The organism is Zhengella mangrovi (genome assembly GCF_002727065.1).
Lineage (GTDB): Bacteria > Pseudomonadota > Alphaproteobacteria > Rhizobiales > Rhizobiaceae > Zhengella > Zhengella mangrovi.
Window position 1 is genome coordinate 1 of the sequence record NZ_PDVP01000010.1, and the last position, 20,300, is coordinate 20,300.

At 65.2% G+C, this 20,300-nt stretch carries 20 protein-coding genes; 10 read left to right on the forward strand and 10 right to left on the reverse strand.

Translation table 11 applies throughout. The features are described 5' to 3' along the window. Both CSC94_RS15420 and CSC94_RS15425 read right to left on the reverse strand, forming a co-directional pair. Nucleotides 1-651: aminotransferase class I/II-fold pyridoxal phosphate-dependent enzyme (locus CSC94_RS15420; protein ID WP_205853328.1), on the reverse strand; the 651-nt coding region annotated here is incomplete at its 3' end. Nucleotides 652-910: 259 nt separating this feature from the next. Further along, nucleotides 911-2,359: a sensor histidine kinase gene (locus CSC94_RS15425; protein ID WP_099307264.1), complete on the reverse strand. Its 1,449-nt coding sequence runs from the start codon at nt 2,357-2,359 to the stop codon at nt 911-913. 306 nt (nt 2,360-2,665) lie between these two features. Between CSC94_RS15425 and CSC94_RS15430 the strand changes: the two genes are divergently transcribed. The 6 genes from CSC94_RS15430 to CSC94_RS15455 all read left to right on the forward strand — a co-directional run bounded on the left by CSC94_RS15430 (nt 2,666) and on the right by CSC94_RS15455 (nt 8,581). Continuing rightward, nucleotides 2,666-3,439: an outer membrane protein gene (locus tag CSC94_RS15430; RefSeq protein ID WP_099307265.1), complete on the forward strand. Its 774-nt coding sequence runs from the start codon at nt 2,666-2,668 to the stop codon at nt 3,437-3,439. Between the two features lie 614 nt (nt 3,440-4,053). Then, entirely contained in the window at nt 4,054-4,797 is a 744-nt protein-coding gene (locus CSC94_RS15435; protein WP_133122910.1) for a helix-turn-helix transcriptional regulator, read from the forward strand. A gap of 12 nt (nt 4,798-4,809) precedes the next feature. Then, a complete protein-coding gene (locus tag CSC94_RS15440; protein WP_099307267.1) occupies nt 4,810-5,289 on the forward strand; it encodes a PAS domain-containing protein in 480 nt (159 codons plus the stop codon). A 160-nt stretch (nt 5,290-5,449) separates the two neighbouring features. After that, nucleotides 5,450-5,923 carry a MarR family winged helix-turn-helix transcriptional regulator gene (locus CSC94_RS15445; RefSeq protein WP_099307268.1) on the forward strand — a complete coding sequence of 158 codons (474 nt, stop codon included), beginning with the start codon at nt 5,450-5,452 and terminating at the stop codon, nt 5,921-5,923. Further along, on the forward strand, nt 5,916-7,049 hold the full coding sequence (locus CSC94_RS15450) for an HlyD family secretion protein (RefSeq protein WP_099307269.1): 1,134 nt from the start codon (nt 5,916-5,918) through the stop codon (nt 7,047-7,049). The genes CSC94_RS15445 and CSC94_RS15450 overlap by 8 nt, the downstream gene beginning before the upstream one ends. Next, entirely contained in the window at nt 7,046-8,581 is a 1,536-nt protein-coding gene (locus CSC94_RS15455) for a DHA2 family efflux MFS transporter permease subunit (protein WP_099307270.1), read from the forward strand. The genes CSC94_RS15450 and CSC94_RS15455 overlap by 4 nt, the downstream gene beginning before the upstream one ends. 16 nt (nt 8,582-8,597) lie before the next feature. Here CSC94_RS15455 and CSC94_RS15460 read toward each other — a convergent pair whose 3' ends face one another. From CSC94_RS15460 to CSC94_RS15475, 4 genes are all read right to left on the reverse strand, one after another. Next, nucleotides 8,598-9,467, reverse strand: a complete 870-nt coding sequence (locus CSC94_RS15460) for an amidohydrolase family protein (RefSeq protein WP_099307271.1) — start codon at nt 9,465-9,467, stop codon at nt 8,598-8,600. Next, a complete protein-coding gene (locus CSC94_RS15465) occupies nt 9,464-10,603 on the reverse strand; it encodes a mandelate racemase/muconate lactonizing enzyme family protein (protein WP_099307272.1) in 1,140 nt (379 codons plus the stop codon). Before CSC94_RS15465 ends, CSC94_RS15460 begins: the two co-directional genes overlap by 4 nt. Nucleotides 10,604-10,615: 12 nt before the next feature. Further along, a complete protein-coding gene (gene kdgD, locus CSC94_RS15470; protein ID WP_099307414.1) occupies nt 10,616-11,524 on the reverse strand; it encodes a 5-dehydro-4-deoxyglucarate dehydratase in 909 nt (302 codons plus the stop codon). An 89-nt stretch (nt 11,525-11,613) separates the two neighbouring features. Then, nucleotides 11,614-12,345, reverse strand: a complete 732-nt coding sequence (locus CSC94_RS15475) for a FadR/GntR family transcriptional regulator (protein ID WP_099307273.1) — start codon at nt 12,343-12,345, stop codon at nt 11,614-11,616. Between the two features lie 181 nt (nt 12,346-12,526). Here CSC94_RS15475 and CSC94_RS15480 point away from each other — a divergent pair, with 181 nt between their 5' ends. The 4 genes from CSC94_RS15480 (at nt 12,527) to CSC94_RS15495 (ending at nt 16,172) form a co-directional block, all read left to right on the forward strand. Then, complete coding sequence (locus CSC94_RS15480) at nt 12,527-13,510, forward strand: TRAP transporter substrate-binding protein (RefSeq protein ID WP_099307274.1); 984 nt, start codon at nt 12,527-12,529, stop codon at nt 13,508-13,510. Nucleotides 13,511-13,589: 79 nt separating this feature from the next. Beyond that, nucleotides 13,590-14,084 (forward strand): TRAP transporter small permease, encoded by a 495-nt coding sequence (locus CSC94_RS15485; protein ID WP_099307275.1) that lies wholly within the window; start codon nt 13,590-13,592, stop codon nt 14,082-14,084. After that, nucleotides 14,084-15,364: a TRAP transporter large permease gene (locus CSC94_RS15490; RefSeq protein ID WP_099307276.1), complete on the forward strand. Its 1,281-nt coding sequence runs from the start codon at nt 14,084-14,086 to the stop codon at nt 15,362-15,364. Before CSC94_RS15485 ends, CSC94_RS15490 begins: the two co-directional genes overlap by 1 nt. Nucleotides 15,365-15,374: 10 nt before the next feature. Further along, nucleotides 15,375-16,172, forward strand: coding sequence for an NAD-dependent epimerase/dehydratase family protein (locus tag CSC94_RS15495; protein ID WP_099307277.1), 798 nt, complete (start codon nt 15,375-15,377; stop codon nt 16,170-16,172). Nucleotides 16,173-16,210: 38 nt separating this feature from the next. On the opposite strand, the gene CSC94_RS15500 is transcribed toward CSC94_RS15495, so the two are convergent. From CSC94_RS15500 to CSC94_RS15515, 4 genes are read right to left on the reverse strand one after another with little or no spacing between them, the layout of a single operon-like run. After that, nucleotides 16,211-17,128 (reverse strand): sugar kinase, encoded by a 918-nt coding sequence (locus CSC94_RS15500; RefSeq protein ID WP_099307278.1) that lies wholly within the window; start codon nt 17,126-17,128, stop codon nt 16,211-16,213. A gap of 11 nt (nt 17,129-17,139) precedes the next feature. After that, on the reverse strand, nt 17,140-18,543 hold the full coding sequence (locus CSC94_RS15505; protein WP_205853329.1) for an FAD-binding oxidoreductase: 1,404 nt from the start codon (nt 18,541-18,543) through the stop codon (nt 17,140-17,142). Nucleotides 18,544-18,546: 3 nt separating this feature from the next. Beyond that, the gene (locus CSC94_RS15510) at nt 18,547-19,515 is read right to left on the reverse strand and encodes a 2-hydroxyacid dehydrogenase (protein ID WP_099307279.1); all 969 of its coding nucleotides are present in this window, start codon (nt 19,513-19,515) and stop codon (nt 18,547-18,549) included. Between the two features lie 37 nt (nt 19,516-19,552). Beyond that, a complete protein-coding gene (locus CSC94_RS15515; RefSeq protein WP_099307280.1) occupies nt 19,553-20,299 on the reverse strand; it encodes an SDR family NAD(P)-dependent oxidoreductase in 747 nt (248 codons plus the stop codon). Nucleotide 20,300 lies beyond the last annotated feature (1 nt).

Sequence of the window (20,300 nt, forward strand, 5' to 3'; positions counted from 1 at the left end):
GAACAGGCTCTCGGTGACCACCATGATGGCGCCTTCGCGGTCGCGCTGGCGAATGGCGGCAAGGCGCTCGCGGCAATGCTCGACGTCGTTGTGACGGAAGAGCGAGACGTTGCGGGTGGACGCCTGGGCACCGGTCTGGAGGCAGGCATGGGCCAGCGCGTCCATGACGATGTAATCATGCGACCGGACGAGGCCCTTGATCACGCCGAAGCCGGCCGACCAGCCGGTGGCGAACAGAAGGGCGTGGTCCATGTGGAGGAACTCGGCGATGTCGCGCTCCAGTTGCACGGAACTCGAGATATTGCCCACCAGCGCGGACGAGCCGGCGGAGTGGACGCCAAAGACGCCGATGGCGTCATGGGCGGCCTGGTGCACCGCCGGATGGGCGGAGAGGCCGAGATAGTCCTGCGAAGCGAAGTTCACGCCTTCTGTGAGATGGCCGGCGTCATCGCGCACGGCGCAGGACGAAGCCGGACCGGTCTCGGTGGCGCGGCCAAACGGCCAGGTGCCGGACTGGCGGCGCGTGTCCTGCCAGCTGAAGAAGGCGTCACAGCGGCGCAGAAGATCGGCGCCCTCCATGACCCTGAAATCACGCATGCTGCCCTGGAGGGCTGCTTCCGGAACGCCGTCGATCGTATTGTAGTTGGACATGGTGCCATCCCCGTTTCTTATTGATGGTTCACTCTAGCGGGGGTGTCCTCAATTTGAGGTAAATGTAGATATTACTGTTTTCTAAATCTCACGGGATGGTAAAAAATCCATCACTGCATCCGAAATGCTACTTATTTGAAGTATATTGGAAAATGGATGCGGCGCCTGCATGGCGCCGCTTGTCTGCTGCCCCGGTCAGGGGCCTGGTCATCGCCGTAGTTGCGGGCACGAAACCGTACCCGTTTTCGCCGGCCCTGCTTCAGGCGGCAAGGGCCGGTGCGGCATCCTTGCCGGATGCCGTTTCGGCCTGGGGTTCCTCGTCGGCGGAGACCTGCCAGGCCGCCGGTACCGTGACGGTGAAGCAGCTGCCCTCGCCAAGGACGCTTTCGACGGAGAGGTGGCATCCCATGGCCTCGGCAAGACGGTAGGTGATCGTCAGGTTCATGCCGGTGCCACCATACTTGCTCTGCGAGGCGTCGCGACTATCGACCAGGTTGTGGAACAGAGTCCTGATGCGATCCGGGGCAATGCCCTTTCCGGTATCGCGAATGGAGACCGTGTAGACCCGGTCGTCTGCCTGTCCGGACGCGCCGCAGGATACGGTGACGAGGCCATCGGTGGTGTTCTCGCCGGCGTTGCGAAGGATGGCATCGAGGATCTGGATGAGCCGGTCCTTGTCGGTGACGACGTCTTCGACATCGGGCTCGATGTAGAATTCGATCATGTTGCGGTTTTCCGTGATCACCGGACGGGCGCCGTCCAGGGCCATGGAAACCACGTCGGCCAGCCGGCATTCCTCCTGCCGGAACTGCATGCGCCCGGCCTCGATCTTCGACAGGTCGAGGATCATGTTGATCAGGCGGAGCAGGTACTGGCCGGCATCGTGGATCTTGTCGACATCGGCCGTCATCTGCACGTCGCCGGCGTCCACCGCGTCTTCCTTCAGGATCTGGCTGTAGCCGATCACCGCATTCAGGGGCGTGCGCAGTTCATGGCTCATGCGGGCCAGGAATTCCGCCTTCATGCGGCCGACACGGTCTGCCTTGGCCACCGCCTTGCGGAGTTCCTCGGAAGCCTGGCGGCGGCGGCGGACTTCGTTTTCCAGTTCCACGCCGGCATCGAAGATGCGCGAGTAGTAGATGGCCATGGTGGCGACGTAGGCAAAGCAGGCGACGGTGGAGACCAGGCCGAGGCTGGTCATCGCGTAGCCCGGAATGTCGTTTTCCGGCGGCGCCAGCAAGGTGTAGGCGCCGAGGAAAAGGGCGAAGCAGCCGGCAAAGATCATCAGCAGGAAGGACTGCAGCCTTTGTTCGCCGCCGATGTAGAAAAAGGACAGGATCGGAATGATCAGAACCCATGGCAGCGTCGGCGAAGACACGCCGCCATTGTGGTAGCAGCTCCAGAAAATGCAGAAGTTGAGGTTGATCACCGAGATGAGGACGAGTCGATCGTAATCGAAGCCGCGCCGGAGCAGGAAGGGGAAAACCCAGAAGCCGGTGATCGACACGGCGAGCCAGAAGGTGTCCAGGCTGGGTGTCGGGTCGACCAGGAACAGCGCCAGCGGAACCGTGTTGCCGAGGATCGGGCCCATCGTGTGGCTGATCAGGAACATGCGGGCCTGGTTGTAGGCTTCGCGGTCGTTCTTCAGGTTGGCGGGAATAAAATAGTCCACCAACGCCATGTATTTCTTCGCTACGGTCTCAAACATCTATCCGTCCCGCCTTCCCCTGACAGTCCCCACCGGATTGCACCGGCACACGGCCGCGCTTCGTATCCCGCGCTAAGCCTTAGACATCGCTGATTGTTTTTACGTTAAACGACCGGTTGTGGCGGTTCCGGCGACAGTCGCAGGGGTGTTGCGAGGCGCCGAGCGCCATTCGCAAAGGGCTGTTTTTGCAACAAAATTCTGCAATCGGACGGCGCTTAACCGATTGTTAGGTATAAATGAAGGAATCTCCAAGGGACAGAAGCGGGTCCATGCCGAAGAGTTGGCAGCTCGCTGTGACCGTTGGGGATGAGTATGTTGAAATATTTCCTGACTGCCGCATTGATTGCCGCGTCTCCGGCCCTGGCCGACGAGCTCGATCCGGTCGGACAAGGCGCGAGCTGGCACGGCCTCTATGCCGGCGCCATCGCCGGGCTGAGGACGAGCACGGGGCGGGCCGATCTCGGTCCGATCGGCGGGGTGCTGATCCCGCTCGACGTTTCGAACGGGTTGTTCCCGGGCTCCATCTCCGGAATGAAGGAGGGGCTGAGCGGCGGCGTGACGGCGGGCTTCAACTACCAGAGCGGCGATTTCGTCGGCGGCCTGGAAGCCGACCTGACGTTCTCCGATTTCAAGATCCGGCACACGATGTCGCGCATCGATCCAAACCCGTTCCCGCCCTTCACCGGCCAGGTCACCAATTCCGCCTATGAAACGAAGTTCGGAGCGCTCGCGACCGTTCGCGTCCGCGCCGGCATGGCGGTGAACCGGACCCTGTTCTACGCGACCGGCGGCTTCGCGGCCGGCAAGGTCACCAACCGCTTCTCGATCTCTATGCCGGGCCTCGGCTATGCCTCCCCGGACTGGAACGCCAGCGGGATGCGCTACGGATATGTCATCGGCGCGGGCCTCGAGCACAAGATCACCGACAGCGTGAGCGTGAAGCTCGAAGGTCTCTACGTCGATCTGCAGGACGCCCTGGTGACGGGCACCGACCCGGCGACATTCCCCGGCGAAAGCATCAGCTACCGCTTCAAGAACGACATGATCATCGGGCGTCTCGGCCTGAACGTCGCCTTCTGAGGCAAGACACCCTTTCAGGAACTGTGCCCGGTTCTGTCCGTCCGCCGTGATCATGAGGATCGCGGCGGTTTTCGCTTCTGGCCCCTCCCGATGCCGGGCGCGCTGCCGTCCGTGGCGGCGCTCATGGGCGCCTTGTCCTGTCAATCCCTTATTTATGACCCGTTCGACCGGGGTATGGCGGTTACCGCCGCGACCTGCCAATCGTGTCCGGGAACGAAGCGCGGAACGGGACCGTGTCCCGCCCCCACTTTGCGAGGTTACGAAGCGATTGACCAGCTACACAAACGCGGCAGGTCCGCCCCGGTCGGGGATGGATGACGGCAGTGTTTTCGCTCCGGCCTGATTCGCGATTTGCCCCGTCGCCGCCCCCTGCCAACACTGGTGACGGACGCAAGGACCCTCTGGCCGGACCGTCCTGCGGTCTGGCCGGAGGGTTTTGTGCGGAAATGTCCGCATTTTCTCAACCAATCAGCGCACATTTCCTTCGCGCACGCGGGCAATCCGTGATTTCCACCAGGTGCCTGCGCAATTCATTGGAATGCCGGCGCATTAATGCTAAAATCGATTAAAGTGTAATATGAATTCCGAAATCAAGGTTCGAGCGCGTGGGTTTCGTGGCTAAGACTGAAGGGTCGGTTCAGATTGATCAGCTTGTGGTCGGCTACAGTGATGCTGTCGAAGCCTGCGAGACGGTCTACGATATCCTTCGCGTGCTCAAGCGCATTACGCTGGATCTCGGTTTCCGGTATTTCTCCGTGATCCGCATGCCTGACGGTCGCACCAGCGATCTCGCCGAGATTTCTCTCGTTTCCAACTATCCGCCGGAACTGGTGCAGGCCTACGACGACAAGAAACTGCTGCAGACAAGCCCGGTCATCGGTGCGCTGAAGAGCTCGACGATGCCGCATTCGTGGCAGATCGACGACGTCGAACTGACGCGGACCGAAGCCGACGCGGCGGCGGTCAACGACCTGTTCCGGGAATTCGGGTTGCTGGCGGGAACATGCTTTCCCGTCCATGACACCAGGGGACGGCGGGGTGCGGTCTCCTTCTGCGGCATGAGGCGTCCCTGTTCGCTGGAGGAGCAGGTGCAACTGGCGTGGTTGTGCAACATGATCTTCCTGAAGGTCGGGGAATCCAAGCCCGAGCACGACCGATCCGCGCCAAAGCTCACCGACCGTGAACTGCAGTGCCTGAACTGGACGGCTGCCGGGAAGACAAGCCCGGAGATCGCCGTGATCCTCGAATTGTCCGAGCATACGGTCAATCACTACCTCGCGTCGTCTGCCCAGAAGCTGTCAGCCGTCAACCGCGCCCATGCGGTCGCGAAGGCACTGCGGCTGGGCATCCTGGAATAGGGGTTCCCCTGCATGTCGATGTCGCATGTTCCGGCGGAATCCGGTTCCTTCAAGGTGGAAATCAGCACATCGCGGTCGCAATCCCGGGCCCAGGGATATCTTGGAATCGGCAATGACGAGTTGCTGGACGTCCTGTCCCAGTTCGAGCCTTTCGGTCTCTGGCGCCTCGATATCGACGACGGACTGACCTACTGGTCCGACGATGCCTACCTGCTGCACGGCATGCGGCCCGCCGAGGGGCCGGTCGACATGGTTCGTGCGGTCCGCGCCTACCATCCGGAAGATCGCGAGCACGTGATGAACTGTATCGAGGACGCGATCCGCCGCCGGTCGGGGTTCCGCTATGTCCTGCGGATTTCGATGGCGGGAGCGCCGGTTCGGGTCATCGAGGCGACCGGGCTCTACCGGCTCAACGAGGCCGGCCAGCCGGAACTGATCGGGACCTACCGCCAGGTCTCCAAACGGGTGCGATCGGTCGAGATCAACAGCTGATCCGGCCTGACGATCCTTCTTCATCATCGTGAGGGGGCCGATCCCGGTCCCGGCGCGTGCCGCCAGGCGTCACCGTTTTTTCACCATGCCGGTTGTTGCGCTGCAAAAAATTCCGGCGCGGGGCTTGATAATCTAAGCATGCTTATAATATATCCCGCTCATGAAGACATCATCCACAGAAGGCCTCGGCATCCTGCTGCACGACGCGTCGCGCCTGCTGCGCAAGCGGTTCGAGTCGCGCACCGCCGAGCATGGCCTGTCGTCGGCGCAGTGGCGCCTGCTCGTTCACGTGTCCCGCGAAGGCGCGATGACGCAGGCGCGTCTTGGCGAGCGACTGGAAATCGAACCAATCAGCGTTTCGCGGCTTGTCGACCGCATGGAGCAGGCCGGCTGGGTGGTCCGCAAGGCTGACGAGACCGACCGCCGGGTTCGGCTGGTGACGGCGACAGCGAAGACGCAGAAGGTTTTCGAAGAGGTCCGGAGCATCGCCAACGACGTCTACGACGAGGCGCTTGCCGGCCTTTCGGTGAAGGACCGCCAGGGCCTGATGGGCGCGCTGCGGCTGCTCATCGACAATCTTTCCGACGGCGAATGCGCCGCCGCTTGCGCGACAGGAAAACAAGACAATGAATGACATGTCGGAAATGAAGCCGGAAGCGAAGGCCGAACCACTGCCCCCGTCCAAGCCGAAGCGCGGCAAGGCGCGCCGGCGCATCCTGATGTTCTCGCTGCCGGTGCTGCTGGCGGCAGGCGGCGCTGCCTACTGGCTGATGAGCGGGCGCTACGAGACGACGGACAATGCCTACCTGCACCAGGCGCGCCTGTCGGTCGTCTCCGACCTGTCGGGCCGCGTGGTGACGTCCAAGGTGGCCGACAGCATGCCGGTGAAGGCCGGCGACGTGCTGTTCGTGATCGACCAGGAGCCCTACCGTATCGCGCTGGAACAGGCCGATGCGGCGCTCGCCAATGCCCGGCTCGGCGTCGAGCAGCTCAAGGCGGCCTACCGGATGGCGGTGGCCAACGAGAAGTCTGCCGAGACCGAGGCGGCCTACCGCGACTCCGAGCTCAGGCGGCAGCAGGAACTCTCCCGCAAGGGCGTGTCCGCGTCCTCGTCGCTGGACAGCGCCCGGCACGACGCCAACAAGGCGCGCGACGCGCTGGCGGCGGCCAAGCAGGGCGTGGCCAATGCGCTGGCCGGTCTCGGCGGCAAGCCGGACCTGGAAACCGACCAGCATCCGTCGGTCCAATCGGCGCTGGCGGCACGCGAAAAGGCGGCCTACAACCTGTCGCTGACCACCGTGCATGCCCCCTCCGATGGCGTTCTCTACCAGGCGGCATCCTTCCGCGCCGGCCAGTTCGTGGCCGCGGGCAACCCGCTTTTCGCGCTTGTTGCGACGAATGACTCCTGGGTGGATGCCAATTTCAAGGAAACCCAGCTTTCCGGCATCAAGACGGGCGAAAGCGCGGACGTGGAGTTCGACAGCTATCCGGGCCAGACGTTCAAGGGACGCGTGGCGGCGATCGGGGCGGGAACCGGCGCGGAATTCTCGCTGCTGCCGGCGCAGAACGCCACCGGCAACTGGGTCAAGGTGACCCAGCGCGTGCCGGTGCGCATCGCGCTCGACAAGTCGGATGCCCTGCCGGACCTTCGCTCCGGCCTGTCGGCCAAGGTGAGTGTCGATACCGGCCGCAAGCCTCTCTATGCCGCCTGGCTTCCCAGTGCCTTCGCCGGAGAGACGGATGATGGCGCCGGCAAATGAGTGCCGCGACAGAAACGTTTGAGGAAGTCCCGCATCGCGGGCTGATCACGCTGTCGATCATGCTCGGCACCATCATGCAGGTGCTCGACACGACGATCGCCAACGTGGCGCTGCCCTCGATGCAGGCCGACCTCGGGGCGTCGCAGGACACGATCACCTGGGTGCTGACCTCCTACATCGTGGCGGCGGCGATCATGACGCCGCTGACCGGCTGGCTGTCCGACACGTTCGGGCGCAAGGAACTGTTCCTCACCTCCATCGTCGGCTTCGTCGTCACCTCCATGGCCTGCGGGCTGGCCTGGAGCCTGGAGACGATGGTGCTGTTCCGCCTGCTCCAGGGCCTGTTCGGCGCGGCCATCGTGCCACTGTCGCAGACCTTCCTGCTCGACATCAACCCGCGCGAACGCCACGGGTCCGCCATGGCCATGTGGGGCGCCGGCATCATGGTCGGACCCATCATCGGCCCGACGCTGGGCGGCTGGCTGACCGAGACCATGAACTGGCGCTGGGTCTTCTTCATCAACCTGCCGGTCGGCATCCTGGCCTTCGCCGGCAGCGCGGCCTACCTGCCCGCGATCGCACGGCGGGTGCGCAATTTCGACTTCTTCGGTTTCGCCATGCTGTCGCTCGGCATCGGGGCGCTGCAGATGATGCTCGACCGCGGCGGCGAGGTGGACTGGTTCTCCTCGACGGAAGTGTGGATTGAGCTGTTCCTTGCGATCACCGGCTTCTGGGTCTTCTGCGTGCATATCGCGACGGCGGAGGATCCGTTCATCGATCCGAAGATCTTCAGGGACCGGAATTTCGTCACCGGGCTCGTCTTCATCTTCGTCATCGGCATCATCCTGCTGGCGAGCCTCGCGTTGCTGCCGCCGATGCTGGCGCGCATCTTCGGCTACCCGACGATCACGACGGGCCTCGTCATGGCGCCGCGCGGCGTCGGCACGATGATCTCGATGATCCTCGTCGGCCGGCTGGTGCGCACCGTCGACGCGCGCCTGCTGGTGCTCGCAGGGCTCGGGCTCGCGGCGGCGTCGCTGTGGATGATGTCCGGATTCTCGCCGCAGATGGACGATTCGCTGGTGATCATCTCGGGCGTCGTCCAGGGGCTGGGCCTGGGCCTTGTCTTCGTGCCGCTGTCGACGGTGGCCTTCTCGACGATGGAAGCGAAATACCGTGCCGATGGCACCAGCCTGTTCTCGCTGACGCGCAACATCGGTTCGTCGATCGGGATCTCGCTCGTCTCCGTGGTGCTGACGCACAACGTGCAGGTCAACCACACGGAGTTGTCGGCCTTCATCAACCCCTACAACCCGAACCTCGTGCACCTGTCACCGCAGGCGGCGGCGGGCGATCCGACGATGCTTTCCATCGTCGACCTGATCGTCAACCAGCAGGCGCTGATGATCTCCTACGTCAACGATTTCCTGCTGATGATGGTGGTCACGCTGATGGCGGTGCCGCTGGCGCTGATGCTGCGCAAGCCGCGCGGCGCGACCATGGCGGCGCCGGCCGCGCAGCACGCGGAGTGAAACGCCATCCGGGCGCTCAGTCGCCGTCGGCAGGAAAGCCGAACAGGTCCTGCGGGTTTTCGACCAGGGCCAGGTGGCGGGACTGTTCGTCCGGGAACCATGACAGGACGGTGTCGGTCAGGGCCGCGTCATCGGGATAGTCGGCCGTCGTCTTCGCCAGGTTGTGGGGCCAGTTGGTGCCCCAGATGATGCGCTCGGGCGCATAGGCGGCGACGTCGCGCGCCATGGCGGCGATGTCGGCATAGTCCGGTCCGCCGGCCAGCGAGGATTCGTAGCAGCCGGCGAACTTGAACCAGCAATTGCCGCCGTCGATCAGCCGCTTGACGAGCCGAAGTTCCGGCCCGTCCGGCGTCGCGCCACGGAAGAACTTGCCGTGGTGGTCGATGACGAAGCGGGACCGCAGCGATGCCAGGCGGATGAAATGGTCGGCGATGTCCGATCCGTCGAACTGGACGGCCATCATCCAGCCCATGTCGGCGGCAATCCCGTCCACCGCTTCCAGCTGCGTCAGGCCGACCGCGCCGCCGGGCAGGTCCATGATGCGGGCGCCACGCACGCCGCCCTCGTGCAGGCGCTGCAATTCGGCCGGTCCGGTCCGGGGGGACACGACCGCGACGCCGCGGGCCTTGGCGCCCATGTCCGCAAGGCAGGCGAGCAGGCTTTCATTGTCGTGCTGGTGGGCATTGCCCTGGGTGATCACGACGCGCGCGATGCCGAGCCAGTCCATCACCCGGCGGTAATCGGCGGGGCCGGGGATGCCGTCGGGCAGGGCCGGGCCTCCCGGCATGGCCGGATAGTCCGGCAGATACATGTGCATCTGCGTGTCGACCGTGCCGGGAGGCAGGGTGACACGCGGCTTTCGCCCGGCGTAGGTCCGCTCGATCATGCCTCGTCCCGGAGCGCGAATTTCGCCAGCGCTTCGCGGTCGATCTCGATGCCGAGACCCGGCCCGTCGGGGATGCGGACAATGCCGTTGTCATGCTCGATCGGCGTCTTGGCGATGGCCTGGCGGAATGGGTTCGGCGTCCGGTCGAATTCGAGGATGGGCTCGATCGGCTCGCGGCGCGGCGGATCGGGCAGTAGGGAGGCCATGAACTGCAGGCTGGCCGCGATCTGCACCACCGTGCCCCAGACATGCGGAACGAGGCGGACCCCGTGCAGGGCCGCCATGTCGGCGATGCGGCGCATCTCGGTGAAGCCGCCCGTACCGCAAAGGTCCGGCTGGGCGATGTCGATGCAGCGGGTCTCCAGTGGTTCCCGGAAGCCGAAGCGTCCATGCCAGGTCTCGCCGCCGGCGACCGCGATCGGCTGGCCGGCACGCACGGCGCGATAAGCGCCGAGCTGCTCGGGGATCACCGGCTCCTCGAACCAGTCGATGCCGAACTGCGCGGCTGCCTGGCCGACCCGCACCGCTTCCAGCACGTCGTAGCCGTGATTGGCGTCGATCATCAGGCGGGTGTCGGGGCCGATGGCCTCGCGCACCGCGGCGATGACCTCAAGATCCTGCTTCGGGTCGAACCCGATCTTGATCTTCACCGCGTGGAAGCCGGCCCTGACGTGGGCAGCGCACTCGGCGGCATTGTCGGCCACCCGGTCGACGCCGTCGCGGCGGAAGGAGCCGGTGGCATAGGCGCGCACGCTCTCACGCAGCCGCCCGCCGAGCAGGACGGAAACCGGCACGCCGAAATGCTTGCCCTTGATGTCCCACAGCGCGACATCGATGCCGGACAGGGCCGTGACGGCCAGGCCCCGCTGGCCCTGGTCGCGGAAGAGGTTGTAGAGTTCCTGCCACAGGATCTCGGTATCGAGCGGATTGCGCCCGACAAGCCTGCCGGCATAGGCCCTGACGACCGCGGCATTGGGCAGCGCGGGGCCAAGGCATTCGCCCCAGCCCGTGGTGCCATCCTCGCAGACGATCTCGACCAGCACGTGCTGGCGCCGGTCGAAGCGCATAGAGGCGCTTTCGAAGGCGGTTTCGAGCTTGTGATCGAGAATGTGGGTATGGACCGCGGCAATCTTCATGGGAACCGGCCTTCAGATGTCGGCTGCTTTTTCGATGAGGGCGGCGAGCATGGCTTCCTCCTCCGCCGTCAGGTCGGTCAGCGGCGGGCGAACGCCGCCGGCCTCGAAGCCGACCTGGCGCACGCCAGCCTTGATGGCGGATACCGCATAGCCCTTCTGGCGGTTGCGGATGGCCATGAAGGGATAGAAGAACCCGGTCAGGATCTGCTCGGTGCGGCTGCGTTCGCCGGCGCGCAGGGCGCGGTAGAATTCCATGGCCAGTGCCGGCACGAAGTTGAACACGGCCGAGGAATAGGTGGTGAAGCCGGCACCGAGATAGGCCTCGGCAAACAGCTCGGCCGTCGGCATGCCGCCGAGGTAGGTCAGGCGGTCCCCCATGGTCGCAGTGATCTGGCGGACCAGGCCGATGTCGCCCGATCCGTCCTTGAAGCCGACGAGATTGGGGCATTCCTCGCAGAGACGCTGGAGCGTCGCCGGCTGGAGGATGGAGTTGTCGCGGTTGTAGACCATGACGCCCATGCCCGTGGCCTGGCAGACGCGCTTGACGTGGCGGTAAAGCCCTTCCTGCGGCGCATCGATGAGGTAGTGCGGCAGCAGCAGGATGCCGTCGCCGCCGGCCTTCTCGACCGACCGGGCGATGGAGACCGCGATCTCCGTTCCGTAACCGCAGCCGGCCACAATGGGCGTGTTTCCGGCCGAGGCCTTGGCGGCGGAGACGATGGCTGGGATTTCTTCGGGCGCCAGCGAGAAGAATTCCCCGGTGCCGCCGGCGGCAAACAGGACCGAGGCGCCGAAACCGGACAGCCACTCGATGTGCTTGCGATAGGGCGCTTCGTTGAAGGCGCCGTCCGCATCGAAGGCGGTGACGGGGAAGGAAAGCAGGCCGGCGCCGAGCGCCACCTTCAGGTCTTGCGGAGTCATGTCGTGTCGGGTCCTGTCGCGTGAAAAGGGCGTGGCCGGCATCATAGATGCAGGGCGACCTTTGTCAATAATTTATATGATGAGTTGCCTCACGACATGCGCAGCATGCGCTTATAGCGGGCCTGGCCACCCAGAAGATGGGTCCGCATGGCCTGGCGCGCGCGCTCGTCGTCGCCTTCGGCGATAGCATCCGCCACGGCCCGGTGTTCGGCCTGGAGCATTTCCAGGTAAGCGGAATCGACGGTTTCCCGGCGGTCCGTCTGCAGTCGCCGGCGGGGAATGGCATCGCCGCCCAGCATGGCCAGGAATTCGCGGAAGCGCGGATTGTTGGTGGCATCGGCAATGGCGAGGTGGAAAGCGAAATCCGCTTCCGTCGTGGTTTCGCCGGCCTCGACGCAGGCGTCGATGTCCGACAATCGCTGGTAGATCGCCTCTTCCTGTGCCGGGGAGCGGCGGACGGCGGCCAGTCCGGCCGCCTCGATCTCCACAGCGGTGCGCAGTTCGAGAATCTCAATGATGCTGGAAAGCTTTTCCGGATCAATGCCCTGGAAGGGGGTGGAGGTTGCCGGCCGATTGGCGGTGACGAACACGCCGGCGCCCTGCCGGGCCTCGACGAGGCCTTCGGATCGCAGTGCCGCGACGGCTTCCCGCACGACCGTGCGCGAGACCGCGTGGCTGGCGGTGAGTTCGGCTTCGCTCGGCAGCTTGTCGCCGATGGAATAGTCTCCGCGCTGGATTGCCTCGCGCAGCGCGGTGGCCATGGTCAGCACCAGATTGCGCCGCCGCTTGCCCGCGTCCTGCTTCCTGCCCACCGCGTCCATGATTCCCGCCGCCCTGTTGCCTCGCCTGCCTCCAAAAGATTGCGGGACGGGTCATTTGTCAATCAGGTTCTTCAAATTCAACTGATGACTATTGACTACTTATCATATGAATGTAAGCTTCGCCGACCTTGCACGACAGGGCCGAACCCGTTTCACGTCACGTTCCCGGGAGGACACCACCATGACGGCTTTCGCATTCATCCGCTCCACCGCACTCGCAGGCGTGCTGGCTGCCGCCGGCCTTGCCGGCATGGCGCAGGCGCAGGAGATCCGCGGCTGGAACACCCATGCGCCGGACTATCCGAACTCCGTCGCGATGGACCATTTCGGCGAGATCGTCGCCGAGAAGACCAATGGCCGGATCAAGCCCAAGACCTATCACTCCGCCCAGCTCGGCGAGCAGGACCAGGCCATCGAGCAGCTGCAGTTCGGCGGCATCGATTTCGCGGTGTTCAACCTGACGCCGCTCAACAACCTCGTGGCCGAAACCCAGGTCACCACGCTGCCCTACGCCTTCAAGTCGGTCGACCACATGCACCGCGTGGTGGACGGTCCGATCGGCGAGGAAATCGCCAAGGCGATGGAAAGCGTCAACATGGTCGGGCTGGCCTGGTACGACAGCGGCGCGCGCTCCTTCTATGCCACGAAGCCGCTGAACTCGGTGGAAGACCTCAAGGGCCTGAAAATCCGCGTGCAGAATTCCGACGTCAACGTGGCCATGGTCGAAGCGCTGGGCGCCAACGCGACGCCGATCCCGTTCGGCGAGGTCTACACGTCGATCCAGTCGGGCGTCGTGGACGGGGCCGAGAACAACTGGCCGTCGTATGAATCGACCAACCATTACGAGGTCGCGAAGAACTACATCCTCGACCAGCACACCATCGTCCCGGAAATCTTCGTGGTGGCGAAGTCGACCTGGGACAAGATGAGCCCGGAAGACCAGGCGATCGTGCGCGAGGCGGCCAAGGAAAGCGCGGCGATGCAGCGCGACCTGTGGGCCAAGCGCGAAAAGGCTTCCGAGGAGAAGGTGCGGGCTGCCGGCAACCACATCGTCGAACTGGCCGACAAGTCGTCGTTCATCAACGCGATGAAGCCGGTCTACGACCAGTTCGTGACCGACGCGAAGATCAAGGATCTGCTGCAGCGTATCCAGGCCACCGAATAAGGCCCGGGTACCATCGAACGGCCGGACCGCCGCGATCGGTCCGGCCTTTCCATCCAGCGAACAGGCCGGAGAAACCCCGATGCGCTTTCGCATCCTCGATCACCTTGCCCGGATCATGGCCCTGATCGGCGGGCTGGCCCTCGTGGGGCTGGTCGCCATCACCGGCTGGCAGGTCTGGGGCCGCTACGTTCTCAACGACACGCCGACCTGGGCGGAGCGGCTGTCGCTGCTGCTGATCCTGGTCGTGGCGCTGCCGCTGGCAGCCGTCGGCCTGCGCGAGAACTTCCACCTCGGCATTTCCTTCTTCGTGGAAGCTCTGCCGAAGGGCGCCCAGCGCGCCATCGCGGTGTTCAACACGGTGACCCTCGGCCTGTTCGGCCTGGCCATGGCGACCTATTCCTGGACGCTGGTCGCGGGGACGTGGAACCGGGACATCCCGCTGCTCGGCGTGCCGCAGGCCTTCCAATACATCCCGCTGGTCATCTGCGGCGTGCTCATCGTGCTCTTCATGGGTGAGCGGCTGTGGTTCCAGCTTCGCCACGGCGAACGGTTCTTCGACGAGGAGCGTGACTGATGGGGCTGACCATCCTCCTGTGTTCGTTCGCGGCCGGCATCGTCATCGGCCTGCCGATCGCCTTCGCGCTTGGCGTGGCCGCGCTGCTGACGGCCTTCTACGAAGGCGTGCTGCCGCTGATCGTCTTCCAGCGCATGGTGGCGGGCATGAACGTGTTCTCGCTGCTGGCCATTCCCTTCTTCATCTTCGCCGGCGAACTGATGATGCGCGGCGGCATCGCCATGCGGCTGGTGCGCTTCGCGCAGACGCTGGTCGGGCAGATGCGCGGTGGCCTCGGCCTCGTCAACGTGCTGTCGTCGATGCTTTTCGGCGGCATTTCCGGCTCCGCGGTGGCCGACGCGTCGGCGCTCGGTTCGGTCATGATCCCGATGATGCGCGAGCGCAAGTACGACGACGACTACTCGGTCAACGTGACAGTGACGGCGTCGATCGCCGGTATCATGATCCCGCCGAGCCACAACATGATCCTCTATTCGCTGGCCGCCGGCGGTGGCATTTCCATCGCCTCGCTGTTCCTTGCGGGCGTGATCCCCGGCATCATCATGTGCCTGTGCCTTGGCGTCGCCGCCTACGTGGTGGCGATCCGCCGCGGCTACCCTGCGGAGGCCTTTCCCGGATGGCGGGCCGTGGCCACGGCCGGCCTGTCGGCCTTTCCGGGCCTGATGACCGCGGTGGTCATCATCGGCGGCGTCCTGTCGGGCATTTTCACGGTGACGGAATCGGCGGCCATCGGCGTGATCTACGCGCTGGTCGTGACGCTGTTCGTCTATCGCTCGCTCGATTTCGCGGCATTCCGCGACGCGGTGCTGATCTCGATCCGCACCACGGCGATGGTGATGATCCTGATCGGCACGGCCACGTCGTTTGCCTATTTCCTCGCGCTCTACGAGGTGCCGGCACTGATCCTCAACGGCATGCTGCACGTGTCGGAAAACCCGCTCGTCATCCTGCTGATGATCAACATCGCCCTCCTCATGCTGGGCATGTTCATGGACATGGGCGCGCTGATCCTGATCTGCACGCCGATCTTCCTGCCGGTAGTCAAGGAAATCGGCATGGACCCGGTGCAGTTCGGCATGATCCTGATGATGAACCTGGGCCTCGGGCTGACGACCCCGCCGGTGGGAGCCTGCCTGTTCGTCGGCTGCGCGATTGCCAAGGTACGCATCGAGCACGTGCTGAAGACGATCTGGCCGTTCTACGTCGCGATCCTGGTGGCTCTGGTGTTGACGACCTACGTCCCGGCTGTTTCGCTGACGCTCCCTGCCCTGTTCCAATGAGGTGACCGACATGCTCAACCGGATTCTGATCACGGGCGCGGCCGGCGGCGTCGGGCGGCAGTTGCGCCCGCTGCTGGCTCCGATGGCGCAGACCCTGCGCCTGGCGGATATCGTGGCAATTCCCGATGCCGGCGCCAACGAGGAGGTCGTGACCTGCGACATGGCGGATGCAGCGGCGGTTTCGGCCATGGTCGAAGGCTGCGACGCGATCGTCCACCTGGGCGGCATATCCACCGAGCAGTCGTGGGACAAGATCCGGCCGGCCAATATTGACGGGGTCTTTCACCTGTACGAGGCGGCGCGGATGCACGGGAACCCGCGCATCCTCTTCGCCAGTTCCAACCATGTGGTGGGCTATTACCGCCAGGAAGAGCACCTGGACAACACCGCGCTGTCACGCCCGGACGGGCTCTACGGCGTGTCGAAGTGTTTCGGCGAGGCGATGGCCTCGATGTACCACGACAAGTTCGGGGTCGAGACGGCCATCGTTCGAATCGGCTCCTGTTTTCCCGAGGTATCAAACCGGCGCATGCTGTCGACCTGGTTGAGCGCGGGCGACCTGGCCCGGCTGATCGAGCGGTGCTTCACGGTGCCGCGTCTCGGTTGCCCGATCATCTACGGCATTTCCGACAATGCCACGGCGTGGTGGGACAATTCGCGGGTGCGTTACCTGGGCTGGAAGCCGGAGGATTCATCCGAGCCGTTCCGGGCTGCCGTCGAGGCCGCCGGGCCGGCACCGGACGCCGAGGACCCGCTTGCGAAATACCAGGGCGGGGCTTTCACCGCCGAGCCGATCCACAAGCTCTGAAGGCGGCGGACCCGGTTTCCGCCTTCGCGGGAGTTTCCCTAAAGCAGGCCGGCGAGCCCGGCCTGCGGCATCAGCGCGCCGGGGTGGGCGATGACGCGGGCCGAGACGGTGTGGGCGAAACGGGCAGCAGATCCGTGATCATGGCCGGCTGCCGCCGCAGCGAGAAAGGCGCCATTGAAGGAATCGCCCGCGCCGGTGGTGTCCACCGGGGTGACGCGCTCCAGCCCGCCGATGGCCTCGCTCCCGTCAGGGCCGGCGACCAGCATGTCATCGCCGCCATTCTTGACCACGGCGACACCGGCTCCCGCGGTGCGATAACGGTCGGCGCAAGCGGCCAGCGAAGCGTCGCCGAAGACCGTCTTCTCGTCATCGAAACTTGGCAGGACGAGGCTCGAGACCGCCGCCGCAGCCATGATCGCATCGCGCATGGCGTCCGGTGTTTCCCAAAGGCGAGGTCGGATATTCGGATCGAAAACCGTCATCTTGCCGGCCTTGCGCGCCGCATCGACCATGGCGACCAGCACGGCGCGGCGATCCGGCGCGAGGATGGCGAGCGTGATCCCGGAAAAATAGACGACGTCCGCGGAACCGACGGCCAGTCCGAGGGCGGCCTCGTCGTCGGCAAGCAGGCGGGCCGCGGACTGTGACCGCCAATAGGTGAAGGAGCGCTCGCCGTCCGTCGTGTCGATCAGGTAGAGGCCGGGCTGGCGGACCGGATCGCGGGCAATGTGGCCGGTGCCGATCCCGTTGGCTTCCAGGAAGGACAGGATGCCGGCGGAGTGGGCGTCCTCACCAAGGCGGGTGAAGTAGCCGACGTCCCAGGCGTCCGGTGCGGTCAGCGCGCGGAAGTACCAGGCCGTGTTCAGGGTGTCGCCGGCATAGCCGAGGTTCCAGGCGCCATCGGCGCGGCGGGAAAACTCCAGCATGCACTCGCCGATGGACAGGAAAGACCTCATCGCCGCGGCCCTCACAGGACCTTGCCGGGGTTGAGCAGGCCGAGCGGATCGAGCGCGGCCTTGATGCGGGCCATGGTTTCGATCTCGGTGACGGAGCGGGTCTGGCCCAGCCACGGCTTCTTGGACACGCCGATGCCGTGTTCCGCGGAGATGGTGCCGCCGAACGTGCCGACCAGCTTGTAGACCGTATCGGAAATCAGCCGTTTCGGCTGGTTGCCGCCCGCGGCACGGTCGCGCACGACGATATGCACGTTGCCGTCGCCGATGTGGCCGTAGAACAGGGCATGGGCGTCGTCGAGCGCCTCCGCCAGGGCCGCGCGGCAGGCGACGGCGAAGTCGTCCATGCGATGGATCGGCAGGCCGATATCGAAGGGGATATGGGCACCGAAGGTCTGCGAGAACTCGGAGACGGCGTCCCGCACGGTCCAGAAATCGGTGACATCGGCCTGCGACCGCGCGACCACCGCATCGGCCAGCAGGCCGGACTCGGCACGGGCCTCGAGGAAGGCGTCGAACTTTGCGCGGTCATGGGTGTCGTCGGTGCCCTGCGCCTCGATCAGCACGTAGAAGCCATGGCCGGCGGGAAGCGGCATGCGCAGGCCCGGTGTCGTGGCGATCAGGCTCCAGTAGTCGGCCCACATCACCTCGAAGGCCGACAGCATGGGGCCGAGGCCGCGGCGCGCCTGTTTCAGCAGGTCGAGAACGGCCTCGTAGCTGTCCAGCGCGCAGACAGCGGCGGTGGAAAAGGCCGGCAAGGGCGCCAGCCGCAGAACAGCGCGGGTGACGATGCCGAGCGTGCCTTCCGAGCCGATGAAAAGCTGCTTCAGGTCGTAACCGGCGTTGTTCTTGATCATGCGGTTGAGGCTGGTGACCACGGTGCCGTCGGCCAGGACCACTTCCAGTCCGAGCACCATGTCGCGCGTCATGCCGTAGCGGATGACGCGGTTGCCGCCGGCATTGGTGGAGATGTTGCCGCCGATGGCACAGGAGCCGCGCGCGCCGAGATCGAGCGGCATGTAGAGGCCTTCCGCCGCAGCGGCCTGCTGCACCTTTTCCAGCGGTACGCCGGCCTGGACGACCATCGCGCTGCCGGTCACGTCGAGTTCCTCGATGGCGTTCATGCGTTCCAGCGACAGGGCGACGGCGCCTTCCTCCGGGATGGCGCCACCGCACAGGCCGGTCAGGCCGCCCTGCGGCACGACCGGTACGCCGTGGCGATGGCAGATTGCCATGGCCCGCGACACATCCGCGGTGTTCGCCGGGCGGACCAGGGCCAGCGGCAAGACGGGGGCAAGGCCGCTCCAGTCCGTGCGATTGCGTTCCGGCACGGCCTCGCCGACCGACAGGGTGCGTTCATCGAGGGCCGAACGCAACTCGTCCAGAAAGGCCTGCCGGCCATGATCATTCGCGGACACGCGTCAGCCCTTCTTCACCAGGCGGGCGCATTCCGGAACCGGCGACGTGACGGTGCCTTCATCGAAGAAGCGGACGAGGTTTTCCACCGTCAGGTCGCCCATGGCACGGCGCGTTTCCACCGTGGCGCTGCCGACGTGGGGCAGGAGCACGACGTTCTCCAGCGGGAACAGGGCTTCCGGCACGTGCGGTTCGTTCTCGAACACGTCCAGGCCGGCGGCGCCGAGGCGGCCATCGACCAGGGCATCGACCATTTCCTTCTCGTCGATCACCGTGCCGCGCGCGACATTGATCAGCGTGCCTTCGGGACCGAGCGCTTCGATGACCGCGCGGTTGACGAGCTTGCTCGTGGCCGCCCCGCCCGGCGTGATGACGACGAGGTAGTCGACCTCGCGGGCCATCTCGACGAGGTCGGGGCAATAGCGCCAGGAAACGTCCTTCGGGTTGCGGCTGTGGTAGGAAATCGCGCAGCCGAAGCCGGCTTCCAGCTTGCGGGCGATGGTCTCACCGATCCGCCCCAGGCCGAGGATCCCGACCTTCTTGCCCTCGATGGAACTTGTCAGCGGGGCGGCACCGAAGCCGCTCCACTTGCCGGCCCGGACATAGGCATCGTCACGCAGGACGCGGCGGGAGACCGCCAGCATCAGCAGGATGGCGGTGTTGGCCACGTCGTTGTTGAGCACGTTCGGCGTATGGGTGACGAGGATGCCCCGTTCGGCGGCCGCCTTCGCGTCGATGGCGTCATAGCCGACACCGAAGCAGGAGATGACCTTCAGGTTGGGCAGTTTCGCCATGATGTCCGGCTTCAGCCCGTCGTGGCCGTTGGTGGCGACGGCGACGATGGCCTCGCCGTTCTTCGCCAGGAAGGCGTCCCAGTCGGTCACCTCGCGGCCGGGATGAACCGTGAAGCGGTCCTCCAGGGCGGCAAGGGTGCGCGGCGTCGTGCCGCCGACGAGCAGGAGATCGGGTTTCATGTCGCAACAAGCCTTTCTGCGCTCTGGCGCGAAGCAATCAGTAGGTCGCCCGGCCGCCGGAAATGTCGAAGACGCCGCCGGTGGTGAAGGAATTCTCGCGGCTGGCCATGAAGCAGATCATGGCGGCGATCTCGTCGACCTCGACAAAGCGCCCGCGCGGGATCTTGGACAGCATCATGTCGATGAACTCCGGCTTCATCTGGTCGAAGATGCGGGTGCGCGCCGCTGCGGGGGTGATGCAGTTCACCGCGATGTCCTGGCCCGCCAGTTCCTTGCCGAGCGACTTGGTGAGGCCGATCACGCCGGCCTTGGACGCCGAATAGGCGGCGCCGTTGGGGTTGCCCTCCTTGCCGGCGATCGAGGCCACGTTGACGATGCGGCCGTAGCCGTTGGCCTTCAGGTGGGGCACGACCGCCTTGTTGGTGAAGAAGGTACCGTTGAGGTTCAGGTTCATGATCCTGAGCCATTCCTCGACCGGATAGGTCTCGACCGGATCGTTGAGGCCCGCGATGCCGGCGGAATTGACCAGAATGGAGAGCTTGCCGAGGTCGGCGACCGTGGCCTCGGCCGCTGCCCGGCAGGCAGCGGCGTCGGTGATGTCGACGACCGCGACGGAGCAGGCCTCGCCGAGGCCGGCCTTCGCCTTTTCGAGCATGGCCGCGTCGATGTCCCAGAGGCGGACGCGGGCGCCGCCTTCAACCATGCGCCGTGCGGTCGCAAGGCCGATGCCCTGCGCCCCGCCGGTGATGACGGCGACCTCGCCGGAAAAGTCGTAAGCGTTCATG

Coding starts and splice junctions, on each gene's coding strand:
- CSC94_RS15425 (WP_099307264.1), bottom strand. CDS start 2,359: ATGTTTGAGACCGTAGCGAAGAAATACATGGCGTTGGTGGACTATTTT.
- CSC94_RS15430 (WP_099307265.1), top strand. CDS start 2,666: ATGAGTATGTTGAAATATTTCCTGACTGCCGCATTGATTGCCGCGTCT.
- CSC94_RS15440 (WP_099307267.1), top strand. CDS start 4,810: ATGTCGATGTCGCATGTTCCGGCGGAATCCGGTTCCTTCAAGGTGGAA.
- CSC94_RS15445 (WP_099307268.1), top strand. CDS start 5,450: ATGAAGACATCATCCACAGAAGGCCTCGGCATCCTGCTGCACGACGCG.
- CSC94_RS15450 (WP_099307269.1), top strand. CDS start 5,916: ATGAATGACATGTCGGAAATGAAGCCGGAAGCGAAGGCCGAACCACTG.
- CSC94_RS15455 (WP_099307270.1), top strand. CDS start 7,046: ATGAGTGCCGCGACAGAAACGTTTGAGGAAGTCCCGCATCGCGGGCTG.
- CSC94_RS15460 (WP_099307271.1), bottom strand. CDS start 9,467: ATGATCGAGCGGACCTACGCCGGGCGAAAGCCGCGTGTCACCCTGCCT.
- CSC94_RS15465 (WP_099307272.1), bottom strand. CDS start 10,603: ATGAAGATTGCCGCGGTCCATACCCACATTCTCGATCACAAGCTCGAA.
- kdgD (WP_099307414.1), bottom strand. CDS start 11,524: ATGACTCCGCAAGACCTGAAGGTGGCGCTCGGCGCCGGCCTGCTTTCC.
- CSC94_RS15475 (WP_099307273.1), bottom strand. CDS start 12,345: ATGGACGCGGTGGGCAGGAAGCAGGACGCGGGCAAGCGGCGGCGCAAT.
- CSC94_RS15480 (WP_099307274.1), top strand. CDS start 12,527: ATGACGGCTTTCGCATTCATCCGCTCCACCGCACTCGCAGGCGTGCTG.
- CSC94_RS15485 (WP_099307275.1), top strand. CDS start 13,590: ATGCGCTTTCGCATCCTCGATCACCTTGCCCGGATCATGGCCCTGATC.
- CSC94_RS15490 (WP_099307276.1), top strand. CDS start 14,084: ATGGGGCTGACCATCCTCCTGTGTTCGTTCGCGGCCGGCATCGTCATC.
- CSC94_RS15495 (WP_099307277.1), top strand. CDS start 15,375: ATGCTCAACCGGATTCTGATCACGGGCGCGGCCGGCGGCGTCGGGCGG.
- CSC94_RS15500 (WP_099307278.1), bottom strand. CDS start 17,128: ATGAGGTCTTTCCTGTCCATCGGCGAGTGCATGCTGGAGTTTTCCCGC.
- CSC94_RS15510 (WP_099307279.1), bottom strand. CDS start 19,515: ATGAAACCCGATCTCCTGCTCGTCGGCGGCACGACGCCGCGCACCCTT.
- CSC94_RS15515 (WP_099307280.1), bottom strand. CDS start 20,299: ATGAACGCTTACGACTTTTCCGGCGAGGTCGCCGTCATCACCGGCGGG.